We start from the raw sequence: 14,151 nt of genomic DNA, 5'->3' as shown, positions 1-14,151 counted from the left end.
TTAGGGAAAAGTAACTAATATATGAATTTTGGCCAGAGGTATTTTCACCCATTTCCATTGCTGTTAAATAATACTATAAATCAAGGATAAAAGGATTGTTTCAAAAATGAAACGGAATCAATAAAAACATCAATATCATTGATGTATTGAAAATGTTTCACTCATGAAAATTAAATTATAAAAACAATTTAAACAAACATGGTATCCTAATCGGTAAACCGTTTCAGTACATTACGAACGTATTTTATATCATCTATAAATAATTTGGCATGTGTATTTTGTCTACCGACTTTTATTGTCACCGTACTTTCGGGTAATTCTTGGAACATAAATTCATCGGTCCAATCATCACCAATCGCAAGTACAAAATCATAATCACCTTCCCCTAAAACACGCATGGTCGCACGCCCTTTATTCACATTACTGCTTTTGATTTCCATGACCTTGTTGCCGTTGAGGACACTTAGGTCATCATTGGCTATTAAACTTGTAAGAACGGTATTGAGTTCATTGGCCCTAAGGTTTCCGAAATCAGGGTCCGTCTTACGGTAATGCCAAGCAAGGGAGTAGTTCTTTTCTTCAATGAAACTCCCTGGTGTCCTGTCTACAAAAGATTCCAAAACGGGACGTATTTTTTCCATCCAGTCGTTTTTGACATTTTCGAGCATTCTGAAGTCTTCTCCGTTTTGGGAAATCCATACTCCATGTTCAACGATCATATTGTATTTTTTGGGTAAGAACCATTTTGTGAAGGTCTCCTTGTCCCGGCCACTTACCAAATATACTTCCGTATCCTTTAAAGCATTCAAGGCATCTAAAAGGGCATAAAGTTCTTCATCAGGGCCAGCTTTTTGAGGGTCTGCATGAAAACCGGAAAGTGTTCCGTCATAATCGAGGAACAGCATTTTTTTCTTGGCGTTCTTAAAATCATCCAAAACAACGCTTAATCGATGTTCGGTCAATCGTTTGGATACATTAGCGGCATCCCTTTCTTTTTGTTCTTTTAATGATGACATGAAATCATTGGCCCATCGTTCAACATTATAGCGTTCCAAACGTTTTTGCAACTCGGTGTTTCGGTCAATTTGTTCTTCTTTTGGCATGTTTATGGCCTCATAAATAGCATCTGCCGTTTGTTCAAAATTATTTGGATTGACCAAGAGTGATTCGTTCATCTCATTCGCGGAACCGGCCATTTCACTTAGAATAAGTACCCCGGTCTTATCTGTCCTAGTAGCTACATATTCTTTGGCTACGAGGTTCATGCCATCCCGTAATGGGGTTAGCCATGCGATATCACTCGATGTGTATAGGTCAATTAGGTTCTCAAAAGGCACGGAACGATAGAAATACCAAATCGGGGTCCAGCTGACCGTGGAGAAGTCCCCATTGATACGCCCGATCAATTCATCTACCTCTTTTTTCAATAATTGGTATTGGGGCACATTGGACCTGGATGGGACGGCCAGTATGATCAATCTGACTTTCTCTTTGTATTGTGGGTATTTGTTCAAAAAATATTCAAAGGCATTCAATCGTTTGGCGATTCCCTTGGAGTAGTCCAACCGGTCTATCGAAAGTATTAATTTGGCATCAGGTGTTGAACGTTTATGGTTGTTTAATCGTTGCTGTAAATCTGATTGTTGTTCCGTTGTGTTCTTTTCATGCTCTTTGGCAGCTTCACTGAACTTTTTATAATCTATGCCCATTGGGAAAGAATCGACCTTGATGATCCTCTTATCTTGGTAAATATCATTAAAGCTTACTTCCAGGCCCAGTAGACGTCTTACAGAACTTAAAAAATGACGTTCATAGTCATAGGTATGGAAACCGATTAAATCAGCGCCCAACAGCCCTTCAAGCACTTCTTCCCGCCAGGGTAAGGTCCTAAAAATCTCGAACGAAGGAAAAGGAATATGTAGAAAGAAACCAATAGAGATATTCGGGCGTTTTTCGCGCACCATCTGGGGCACCAACATCAATTGGTAATCATGTACCCAAACGGTATCATCGTCTTCGGCCTTTTCCAAGATGGCATCGGCAAATTTTTGGTTTACGGCTTTATATACATTCCAACTTTCAAGTTCAAATTCTGAATACTCCAAAAAATAGTGGAAGAGCGGCCAGATAGTTCGGTTGCTAAATCCAAAATAAAATCCGTCTACCTCATCTGAGGTCAGGTTTACTTTTGAGGAACCGTGCTCGGCCAAGGCTTTATCTATTTGCGGAGCCAATTCTTTGGGAATATCCTCATCGGTAAGACCGCTCCATCCAATCCAAATACTATCGCTGCCCGAATGTACCGATTTCATACCGGTCGCCAATCCCCCAACACTTGGTATTGCAGAGATACTTCCATTGCTAATTTGTAATTGTACAGGTAATCTATTTGAGATTATGATAGTTTTTCCCATAAAGTGGATTATTTTAAAGTGATTTGTCTTTTGTTTCTATAAATTTCGTCAAATTGCATGGCAAAAGCAACTTATAAAAGACTTTTAGAGGATAATTGAAATATGGATAACTTGGATTACGGAATTATTGGAAATTGCAGGAGTGCGGCCCTAATATCGAAAACTGGATCTATTGAATGGTGCTGTTTGCCAGAGTTCGATTCATCATCTGTCTTCGCCAAATTATTGGATGAGGAAATAGGAGGGAGTTTTGAAATCAAGGTTTCCGAGAAGTATACGATAAATCAACGTTACAAGAAGAATACAGCGGTATTGATCACTCGTTTTTCCGATGAAGGGAATGTTTTCGAAATCCATGATTTTATGCCCCGCTACCATGATGAAGACGGTAAGTACCACGCTCCACCCGAATTGGTCAGGTTTGTGAAACACATAAAAGGGAAGCCTGTTTTTAAAGTGTTGTACAACCCTAAATTGGAATATGCACAAGGGGAGACAAAAACCTATATAAAGGATGATTTTATTGTAAGCTTAACCAAAACCGTTAAATTCGATACGGTTTTCCTCTATACATCTTTTGATAAGAACGCTGTTTTGGAGGGACAAGAAATCAAGTTGACGAAAAACGGATATTTTCTTATGGGTTATAATGAGAAAATCCTTCAACCGACAACAAGAAAAGTGTATCTGGATCTTGAACGGACCAAGGTTTATTGGTTAAATTGGACGAACAAGACACCGACTTATAAAAAATACAACCAACAAATATCCCGTAGTGCCATTACGTTGAAACTGCTCAGTTATGACAAGACGGGAGCTGTTTTAGCCGCAGCGACGACTTCATTGCCAGAAACCATTGGCGAGGTGCGGAATTGGGACTATAGATTTTGTTGGATCCGTGATGCTTCTATGGTAATACGGGTGATGGGAGGCTTAGGCCATAAAAACGTAGCGAAGCGTTACCTACAGTTCATTATTGACCTGATGCCTGACAAGGATGAAAAGCTTCAGATTATGTACGGCATCAATAAAGAAAAGAAATTGACCGAAGAAACCTTGGACCATTTGAGTGGTTATAAAGGTTCTAAGCCCGTTCGAATAGGGAATGCCGCATATAAGCAAAAACAGAATGATATCTATGGCATTCTTATGAATGTCATTCATGCCCAATTGGTGGAGTTCAGTATCGATATTGACAATGGGGAAGAACTATGGGGAATTACCAAAGGTATCGTTTGGATTGTTTCAAGACACTGGAGGGAGCCCGATAAAGGTATCTGGGAGTTCCGTACGGAGGATAGGCATTTTACCTTTTCCAAGGTGCTCTGTTGGGTCGCCATAGATCGGGCGGTGAAAGTAGCGAGAATACTAAAAAAGACAAGGAAATTAGAGAAATGGCTTATCCTGGAAAAGGAAATCAAAGCTGATATTTATGAGAATGCATGGAACGATGAGGTAAATGCCTTTACCCAATCGTATGGTTCGTCACATTTAGATGCTTCCGTATTGTTGATGGAGTCTTACGGCTTTATAGATGCGAAAGATCCAAAATTCGTAAGTACCGTAAAAGCCATTGAAAAAGACCTAAGCAATGAAGGGTTGTTGTATCGGTACAAAAATGAGGACGATTTTGGATTGCCTTCATCATCGTTCACGATTTGTACTTTCTGGTTTATCAATAGTCTTTTCAAAATCGGTGAAGTTGAAAAGGCCAAAGAACATTTTGAAAGGCTATTGACTTATAGTAACCATTTAGGGTTGTTCAGCGAGGATATTGATTTTAAGACAAAAAGGCTTTTAGGTAACTTTCCTCAAGCCTACTCACATTTGGCATTGATTGAGTGTGCAATTAATTTCTCGACTAAGGAAACTGAAGAACGTATTTTGGAATCTATGCGCGATTGATTTTTATTGCCTCGATCAATTAGTTCCCTTTTTTTAAAAGGTTAGGTTGTGGCTCTAAGTAGATTATATTCGGATATTATCTGCAATGCTTTTTATCTTTTTCAGGAGTCCGTTCAAATCTTTTTTAGAGGTAAACGGATTCATGATCGTGGTTCGTAGATAGTGGATACCCCTAAGTTTGGTCTGTACAATGTAATATTCACCATCTTCCAAAAGATGTTGCCGAATAGAGGCATTGAGCGCATTTAGCTCAGTAGTGTCTTTTGACCCTGTTATATACCTGAAGCAGACGATATTGGACATAGGTTCAATGGCTAGTTCAAAATCGGGATGATCACTGACCAGCGAACCGAAATACTTACCCAAATCATAAAGTACGGTAACATTTTCATCAAAGATATCTTCTCCATAGGTTTTTAGAAGGGTGTACCATTGTATGCCCATCATGGTTTTGGTACATTCAAATGTTCGTTTGGCAAGATTGTACCAATCTTCATGCTCCGATTGTTCTAAAAGATAATCGGCCTTTTGGCTAAAAGTCGTGTGTGAGTGGTGACCTTTTTTATAGAGTAAGGCTGTGGTAATGGTGGGCATCATCATCATCTTATGACCGTCTATGACTACCGAATCGGCATGTTGTATGCCTTTTACGGTATGCTTGTACTTACTTGAGAATATTGAAGCGCCCCCGTGGGCACCATCTACATGTAGCCAAAGCTTATGGTTAGAGCAGAAACTGGCCAAAGTTTCTAAATCATCGTACATTCCGGTAGCTGTAGAGGGCGCGCTGCCGACGACTGCAAAGACTTTTATATTTTCTTTTAAAGCTTTTTTATAATAGGTTTCCAAGAGGGAAACATCCATATTGAAACCTTTTGATGCAGGTATTTTTATAATTCCTTTGGTTCCCAGTCCCATAATCTTGGCAGCACGCTCAATGCAGTAATGGGCCTCTTCACAAACCATGATACCCAAATTCTGGTTTTGCCCCTCATTCCATATGTCAATATCTAAAATGGCCTTTCTTGCCGATAATAAAGCGGTTAAATTGGCCAAAGTACCTCCTGAGGTTAAAAATCCCCTTGAATTTTCATCATAGCCGATTTTGGAATTGATAAATTCGGTGATGATTTTTTCCATTGCAGTCGGTACCATCCCCATTTCATAAACCGCGGCACCATTGTTTAACGAAGCGCTTATTAAAGCGGACAGGGATGCTATTGGTGCTGGTGGACAAACTTGGTGCCCGATATACTTTGGGTTATGTAAATGGATTGAACGTTCAATGATCTCAGGGAATAACTTTGGGGTTTTTCCATCTTTCAAAAAACCTTTCCAATACGCATACTCATCTTCCGGCGGACTCCAACGAATGACCTTCTCTGATTCTCGATTGATAGAAGAATTGAAATGGTCGGCCAACTGATCAATCAGTACATGCCCCTGTTTTCTAAAGTTTTCAGGGGAATAGGCCATTTTTAGAATATCATTCTTCATCACAATGGAATAGACTTTGTTTTATCATTTGACCAATAAAGTGACCTTGTTTTGTGTTGAAGAATCTTCACCCACAAAAATGTCGAATTCACCGGGTTCAACGAAACTGTTTCCTTTAGCATCGAAGATTGAAAGATCCCCAGGGGAAATCTCAAATTCAATGGTTTTTGATTCTCCTTTTGCCAATGCCGTTTTTTTGAATTTTCGTAATGTTTTTATCGGTTTGCTAACGCTTGCCTCTTTATCGCTGATATAAAGTTGAACAACGGTTTCCCCATCATAATCCCCGTTGTTGGTTATTTCTACACTAACGGTGTTCTTTTCGGATTTACCTATTGTTCCTTTATTCAGTTTGGGTGTTGAATAGGAGAATTTAGTAAAGCTCAGTCCGTATCCGAATGGGTAAAGGACTTCGCCATCAAAATAGCGATAGGTGCGTCCTTTCATGTGATAGTCCTCAAAAGGAGGTAGATCCTTAACGGATTTATAAAAAGTAACCGGTAATTTCCCTGATGGGTTGTAATCCCCGAAAAGAATGTCCGCCACTGCGTTTCCTCCTGCTTGTCCCGGATACCACGCTCCAATTATTGCTGGAAGGTTTTCCTGCTCCCAATTAATGGCCATGGCGCTTCCACTAGTAAGTACAAACACAATTGGTTTTCCCAATCCATGAAGTTCTTTAAGCAACCTTTGCTGTGGTTTGGGCATTTTAAGGTTTGTTCTATCGCCTTTAGAGAAGCCTTGGATATCTATTGGCATTTCCTCACCTTCCAATCGGGCCGAAATACCGCCTACATATACCACAACATCACTTTGGCTTATTTTTTCGAGCATAACCTGTTTGCCTTGCAGTTGCTCTTTGTTCCATGTTAATTGTAATGCGGATACCCAAGGGTTATCGCATTTGTATTCCAATACGAAATCGTAGGCCTTGTTTTTACTTACTGTAAAAGCATTCTTTTTTGTAGGGGTATCTCCTTCTTTAGGGCTTTTTGCCAATTCTTTCCCGTCCACCATGAAACGATAAGATCCTCCCTTATCGTAAACATCAAAGGTTATGTCCCCATTGAAATCGGGTTGTAATGTGCCACTGTACCGAATAGAAAACTTACCGGGGGTCAGTATGGCAATCGGGGCGGCACCTCCCCATTCAAAGTCAATTAGATCATCGGATTTTATGGCGACTGGTTTCCCTTCCAAATTGGAATTGTCGTAATATTCCGTTTTTATTTCCCCTTTGAAGTAATTGTTCCCGATAATATCGAAAATGGGTTTATCATCGGCTAGATTGGTTCCCTTGAAATAATGTACGGTTGTTTTTTTTGATACTTTTTCTTGAATTCCCTGAAGAACCGTTTTCCGGTTGGTCGGGGTGCCGAAATAATTTCCCAATAAAAATTGTTTATCATTCGCATTGGGGCCAATCACGGTAATGGTCTTGACCTTTTTGGAAATGGGTAAGGTATTATTTTCATTCTTTAATAAAACCATAGATTCCCTAGCTGTCTGTAACGCTAATTTTTGACTGGTCTCCGATTCGATTTCGGAGGCTGGTATATCGTAAAAAGGAATTTCATCCGAAGTATTCAATAGCCCTAGTTTAATTCTGGCAAGAAACAATCTTCTAACGGCGATATTGATCTCATCTTCAGAAATCAATCCAGCTTCCACGGCCTTTTTTAAATGGGCATATGTTGAACCGCAATTTAAATCACAGCCTGATTGTACGGCTAAGGCCGATGCCTCTTCTGCGGTATTTACAATTTTATGGCGTAAATAGATATCCTCTACCGCACCACAGTCAGATACGACATACCCGTCAAATCCCCATTTATTGCGTAAAATATCATTCAAAAGTAGCTTACTGGCGGTTGCAGATTCACCTAAATATCTATTATAGGCCGACATTACGGAGTAAGATTTACCTTCGATAACGGCAGCTTTGAAAGCTGGTAAATAGGTTTCCCATAAATCTTTGGCATCGGTATATGCATCAAAACTGTGTCTGTTGTATTCGGGGCCACTATGAACGGCGAAATGTTTTGCGGTTGCAATAACCTTGTAATAGTTAGGGTCGGTACCTTGAAGGCCTTTTATGAATGCAACACCGAATCTTGAGGTCAAATAAGGGTCTTCTCCATAGGTTTCCTGTCCTCTTCCCCAGCGTGGATCCCTGAAAATATTGATATTGGGAGACCACATGGTAAGCCCTTGATAGCGATTTCTTTGACCAAGTTTAATGCTTTGATTGAATTTTGCCCGGGCCTCGGTACTTATCGCGTTGGCGACCTCATGAATGAGTTCAGGGTTCCATGTAGCGGCCATTCCTATGGCTTGGGGGTATGATGTAGCCGCGCCGGCTCTTGCCACACCATGCAAACACTCGTTCCACCAATTGTATTCAGGGATACCCAAACGTTCGATCGCAGGGGCAACATCTTGCATTTGACTTATTTTTTCATCAAGTGTTAGCCTGTCGACCACATCTTGGGCACGTGAATCAGGGGATAATTTGGCATCTAGGAAGGGGTATACATTGTTTTGTGCAAATAAACCCAGTTGGGTAAAAAAAACAACAACAAGAAGAAGAAATTGATTTTTCATTAGTTTGGAATGAATGGTTTTTAATTAGATTTCAGCAAGTGAATTTAAATATAAAAGAGAGAACCCAAGAATGAATCTTGCATTTAATCCTAGATAACTACTAAAGGTTTTCGAAGGCCATATTTTAAACTTTTTATATAGCGATAAATTAAACAATTGGTTTATGTTTTGTTAAATTTGCGATTGTATTTAAATAACACATAACATGAAATTAAAAAATATTTTATTAGGGTTCCTTTTGGTTGGATTTCTTTGGTCTTGCCAAGAAAAAATGGAGGAAAAGCCACCTGTAAAGGCTGAAAAGAAATTTGAGTATATCGCCGACCAATTCGCCGATATCAAGGTATTGCGATATCAAATCCCGGGATTCGATGAACTTACTTTAAAAGAAAAGGAATTAGTGTACTATATGACACAAGCAGGGTTGGCCGGTCGCGATATTATGTGGGACCAAAATTATCGACATAATCTTGAGATAAGGGATGCGTTGGAAAATATATATACTACTTATAATGGGGACAAGACAACCAAAGACTGGCTGGCGTTCCAAGAATATTTGAAAAGGGTTTGGTTTTCTAACGGAATACACCATCACTATTCCAATGATAAGATAAAACCAAATTTTAAGGCGGACTTCTTAACCTATTTATTGAAAGAAACAGATACAAAATTGGAGGGAGAGGCCTTTGATGTTATTTTCAATGATAAGGACGCTAAAAAAGTGAATAAGAAAAAAGGAGTGGACAATGTAGCTTCTTCTGCCATTAATTTCTACGGACCTACAATAACCGATGCCGATGTTGATGCTTTTTACAAAACAGCTTATAAAGGTCCAGAAGGTCGACCTATTGAGGCTGGATTGAATTCAACTTTGGTACGTGAAAATGGAAAGCTTGTTGAAAAAGTGTGGAAATCAGGTGGTCTTTACGGTAGCGCCATCGACGAGGTCATTAAATGGTTGGAAAAGGCCAAAGGGGTAGCCGAAAATCAAAAACAGGCCAAAACCCTAGGATTGCTTATTGATTATTACAAAACGGGTGATTTGAACATTTGGGATCAATATTGTATCTCATGGGCAACTTCCACCGAAGGCAATATCGATTGGATCAATGGTTTTATCGAAGTGTACAATGATCCAAAAGGGTATAGAGGTTCTTATGAGAGTATTATCCAAGTTAAGGATTTTGAAATGTCAAAGCAAATGGCCGTACTTTCTGAAAACGCCCAGTGGTTCGAAGATAATGCCCCTTTAATGGATTCCCATAAAAAGAGTGATGTGGTAGGAGTTTCATATAAAACAATAAATGTGGCCGGTGAAGCCGGTGATGCATCTCCCAGTACCCCTATAGGCGTGAATTTACCCAATAACAACTGGATCAGACAAGAGCATGGAAGTAAATCCGTTTCTCTAGGGAATATCATCAACGCCTATAATAATGCGGGCGGAAGTGGTAGACTTCATGAATTTGCATATGACGAGGAAGAAATTGAGCTGGAAGAGAAATACGGACAGCTAGCCGATAAATTGCATACTGCCTTGCATGAAGTTATCGGACATGCTTCCGGATTGATAAACCCAGGTGTGGGCCAACCCAAAGAAACCTTAAAGAATTATGCGTCTACCATGGAAGAGGGTAGGGCCGATTTGGTTGGGCTCTATTATCTAATGGATCCAAAACTACAGGAACTTGGCTTGGTCGATGACTGGCAAGCTGTAGGTAAAGCCGCGTACGATGGTTATATTAGAAATGGATTGATTACCCAGTTGGTGCGTATTGAGCTTGGAAATGATATCGAAGAAGATCATATGGTCAATAGACAGTGGGTTTCTGCTTGGGTATATGAAAAAGGAAAAGCAGATAATGTAATCGAAAAGATTGAAAAAGACGGTAAGACCTACTATAACATCAACGATTACAAAAAACTTCGGGAATTGTTCGGTGAGTTGCTACGTGAAGCACAACGAATTAAATCTGAAGGTGATTTTAAAGCAGCACAGGATTTGGTCGAAGGTTATGGTGTAAAAGTTGACCAAGCCTTGCACGCGCAGGTATTGGATCGTAACCAACAGTTTAAATCGGCCCCTTATAGCGGATTTGTAAATCCGGTATTGGTTCCTGAGACCAATGAAGCTGGGGAAATTGTGGATGTCAAAGTAACACAGCCCGATTCTTTTGAACAGCAAATGTTGGATTATTCCAGCAAACATAGTTTTTTGGAGTAATTACATGATATAGCTTAGTTAAAAGCAAAAAAAATCCGTCCGGACGATGCTGTCAGGACGGATTTTTGTTTTTAGGAAGTTTTCTATTATTCGGTAACTGCCCTATATGCATTTACCCTTCCTTTACCATGGTAGGCACTAACACCATTACCGTCGATCTTGTCTGCAGTTCCGGTTAGTTGCTTAGTCACCTCATGAGGATTCATTTCACCACCATTTTTACCAATGATCAATGCCGCAATTCCAGCAACATGGGGAGAGGCCATACTGGTACCTGCACTCCAGCTCCAACCTCCTGGAATCGTACTTAAAACCATGTCATAATACCATAAAGAACTAGGACTGTCGAAATCACCTCCGGGAGCCGAAACGGTAACGTGGCTTTTACCATAATCTGTATAACTGGCAGGGACATCCAGGTCAGTGGTAGGGTCTTCTGCCCAGCTATAGGGAGCCGTCGCAGAAACCGAAATCACGTTGTTTAGACTGGCAGGGAGCTTGGTCGTTGACCCATTTCCATCAAAATTAGCACCGCCATTTCCAGCAGATACAACAATTGTAGTTCCGTTTTTATAAGCAAAATCAATTGCCCTTTGTTGTGCATGTCGAATTTCAGAAATATACTTCGCTGGCACTTTTGTAACTGAGCCATCTTCTAATGTAATAAAGCCATTTTTGTTGAATGTGGCACCAAGGCTCATATTGATTACATCAGCGTCGATCAAAGCCGCATAGACAATACCGGCATTGATACTGCTGAATGGACCAGAACCAGAAAATTCCGAAAGAACTTTAACAGCAACGATTTCTGCGTTTGGGGCAACCCCGATGACCCCTATTTCGTTATCTGCAGCTGCTATAGTACCTGCCACATGGGTGCCATGGTTAAAATAAAAGCCATCAGCAACATTCCAATCTTCTCCGTCTATGAAAGAGGCGCTTAGTGAGGTGTTTAGATTTGGCGATATATCAGGGTGTTCTGCATCTATACCTGAATCAAGGACGGCTATTCTGACACCTGATCCAGTTTGCCCTGTGTTCCATGCCTCTGGGGCATCAATGGCATCCATACCCCATAGGTAATCGAAGAAAGGTTCATCACTACCTATACTGAGAGGAGATGCCTCCGGGTATAGTTCAGGGTCAATCCATTGTACATTAAAGTCCGGTACTACAGACCTAACCTTAGCTTTGGATGCGATCTTACTGCTAATGGTTTCGGTTGAGGATATAATGGCAACACCGATTTCCGGTATCATTGATTTAACAGTGGCACCTAAACTTTCCATTTCGGTTTCGAAACCATCTGGAATGCTTTCATTTTTTAATAGGACCACATAATCCGATTTAGAGGAGGTTTTTGCATAAATCGCATTTATTTCGGTGTCATTTATAGCCTCATTTTCCGTTGAACACGAACTGAAGAACAAAAATGCCAAACATGTTGGCAAAAAGATTTTCTTTAAATTTTTTAGATTTTTTTTCATATTTCTCTTTTAGTTTGAATTAATTAGAGGCAAAATATTAAATAATTTAACAAAAACCTAAAATTAAGTTAAAATCAAAAGAGTAGGTTGAGGCCTCTTTCATGAGCGTAGCCTTCAATTGCCATAAAACAAATAAACCACTCCGATTTGGAGTGGTTTATACTTCACGATAGTTCCGAAGATCAATCTGAATTAGTCAAAGGTGTAACCGTTATCTGCAGCGATTTTATCGGCAATTTGTGTTTTTAAAGCCACTACATTAGGGTTATTGGTATATTTTGTAAAACGTTTAAGTCCCATTAACATCATACGTTGCTCATCACCTTCAGCAAAGGAAATAATGGCTTCCTTACCTTTGGAAATAGCTGTCTCTATAGCATTGTACAAATATAGTTTCGACATGGCAATTTGAATGGTCTGGCTTTCCTCACCAAAACGTTTTGCATTTTTCTCCGTTCTTAGGATAGTCGATTCCGCCATATATATTTGAATTAGGATATCAGCGGCCGACATCATTAATTGCTGATGGTTCTCCAGTTCGGTACCGTATTTTTGAACGGCACTACCGGCGACCATTAGAAAGACTTTTTTCATTTTGGCGATCATATCCTTTTCCTCTGCGAAAAGGGCAGAAAAGTCAGGTGTATCGAATGAAGGGATTCCCATTAATTCCTCACCTACCTTTGTTGCGGGTCCAAGGAGATCTACATGGCCTTTCATAGCCTTTTTAACTAGCATTCCTACTGCCAACATTCGGTTTATTTCATTGGTGCCTTCGTAGATACGGGCGATACGGGCATCTCTCCATGCTTTCTCCATAGGAGCGTCAGCACTGAATCCCATTCCACCGAAAATCTGTATGCCTTCGTCGGTCGTGCTCTGAACGTGTTCTGATACCGCAACCTTTAAAATAGAACATTCAATGGCATATTCCTCAACTCCTTTCAATTCGGCCTCTTGATGGGTGTTACCTGCAGCTTCCCGCATGGCTATCCTATCCTCTATGTTCTTGGCAGCACGATAACTGGCCGATTCCCCGGCATAGGTATTTACCGCCATTTCGGCAATCTTGGCTTTAATGGCCCCAAAATTAATAATCGGGGTTTTGAATTGTTTTCGTTCATTAGCGTACTTCACCGATTCCCCAATGATACGTCGTTGGGCATCCAAACAAGCGGCTGCCAATTTAATTCGACCAATATTCAAGGCATTCATGGCGATCTTGAAACCATTTCCACGTTCAGAAAGCATATTCCCAACAGGCACTTTGGTTTCGTTAAAGAACACTTGACGGGTAGAGGAGGAGTGGATTCCCAATTTCTTTTCCTCATCACCTAAAGAGATTCCATTTTCAGGATCATTTTCTACTATAAATCCGGTAATGTACTTATCGTCTTCAATACGTGCAAAAACGATGAACATATTGCAAAATCCGGCATTTGATATCCACATTTTCTGTCCGGTTATGGAATAGTATTTTCCATCATCGGAAAGAACCGCTTTGGTCTTACCTGAATTGGCATCAGATCCAGCTCCAGGTTCTGTGAGGCAATATGCCCCGAACCATTCTCCAGAAGCCAATTTAGGTACATATTTTTGTTTTTGTTCTTCTGTACCGTACAAGGTTATCGGCATGGTTCCGATTCCTGTATGGGCACCGAAAGCCGTACTGAATGAACCGGTTGCACCTGAGATATAATCACAAACCAACATAGTAGACACGAACCCCATTCCCATACCACCATATGATTCTGGTACGGCTACGGATAAAAGTCCAAGTTCACCTGCTTTACGCATACATTCTTCGGTATATGCATAGTCTTTCTTTTCAAAACGTTCCCAATGGGCCCAAAGTTCACGATCAACAAATTCCTTAGTGCTGTCGCGCATCATTCGTTGCTCTTCCGATAGGTCTTCCAACGTGAAAACATCCTCACATTGGGTTTCTTTTACCAGGAATTGACCTCCTCTTAAAATCTCTTTTTCAGGTTTAATTGTGCTCATAGTTTTTTAGATTTAA

7 protein-coding genes are annotated in these 14,151 nt (G+C 40.3%); 2 read left to right on the top strand and 5 right to left on the bottom strand.

The window, feature by feature from the left end; all coding sequences use genetic code 11:
* Window positions 1-206: 206 nt before the first annotated feature.
* Complete coding sequence (locus GJ691_RS18430) at window positions 207-2,414, bottom strand: bifunctional alpha,alpha-trehalose-phosphate synthase (UDP-forming)/trehalose-phosphatase (RefSeq protein ID WP_154369655.1); 2,208 nt, start codon at window positions 2,412-2,414, stop codon at window positions 207-209.
* A gap of 102 nt (window positions 2,415-2,516) precedes the next feature.
* On the opposite strand from GJ691_RS18430, the gene GJ691_RS18425 reads away from it, so the two are divergent.
* Window positions 2,517-4,319 (top strand): glycoside hydrolase family 15 protein, encoded by a 1,803-nt coding sequence (locus tag GJ691_RS18425; RefSeq protein ID WP_154369653.1) that lies wholly within the window; start codon window positions 2,517-2,519, stop codon window positions 4,317-4,319.
* A gap of 63 nt (window positions 4,320-4,382) precedes the next feature.
* Here GJ691_RS18425 and GJ691_RS18420 read toward each other — a convergent pair whose 3' ends face one another.
* Window positions 4,383-5,816, bottom strand: a complete 1,434-nt coding sequence (locus GJ691_RS18420; protein ID WP_154369651.1) for a pyridoxal phosphate-dependent decarboxylase family protein — start codon at window positions 5,814-5,816, stop codon at window positions 4,383-4,385.
* Between the two features lie 24 nt (window positions 5,817-5,840).
* Window positions 5,841-8,420 carry a glycoside hydrolase family 3 C-terminal domain-containing protein gene (locus tag GJ691_RS18415; protein ID WP_154369649.1) on the bottom strand — a complete coding sequence of 860 codons (2,580 nt, stop codon included), beginning with the start codon at window positions 8,418-8,420 and terminating at the stop codon, window positions 5,841-5,843.
* 205 nt (window positions 8,421-8,625) lie between these two features.
* Between GJ691_RS18415 and GJ691_RS18410 the strand changes: the two genes are divergently transcribed.
* Window positions 8,626-10,644 carry a dipeptidyl-peptidase 3 family protein gene (locus GJ691_RS18410; protein WP_154369647.1) on the top strand — a complete coding sequence of 673 codons (2,019 nt, stop codon included), beginning with the start codon at window positions 8,626-8,628 and terminating at the stop codon, window positions 10,642-10,644.
* An 86-nt stretch (window positions 10,645-10,730) separates the two neighbouring features.
* Here the strand turns inward: GJ691_RS18410 and GJ691_RS18405 are convergent, their stop codons facing one another.
* Together GJ691_RS18405 and GJ691_RS18400 are read right to left on the bottom strand one after the other, a co-directional pair.
* Complete coding sequence (locus GJ691_RS18405) at window positions 10,731-12,131, bottom strand: S8 family peptidase (RefSeq protein ID WP_154369646.1); 1,401 nt, start codon at window positions 12,129-12,131, stop codon at window positions 10,731-10,733.
* Window positions 12,132-12,323: 192 nt separating this feature from the next.
* Window positions 12,324-14,135, bottom strand: a complete 1,812-nt coding sequence (locus tag GJ691_RS18400) for an acyl-CoA dehydrogenase family protein (protein ID WP_154369644.1) — start codon at window positions 14,133-14,135, stop codon at window positions 12,324-12,326.
* Window positions 14,136-14,151 lie beyond the last annotated feature (16 nt).

Source organism: Maribacter luteus (assembly GCF_009674825.1).
Lineage (GTDB): Bacteria > Bacteroidota > Bacteroidia > Flavobacteriales > Flavobacteriaceae > Maribacter_A > Maribacter_A luteus.
Note: the sequence above shows the minus strand (reverse complement) of the source record. Positions and strands in the feature narration are given on the sequence as shown.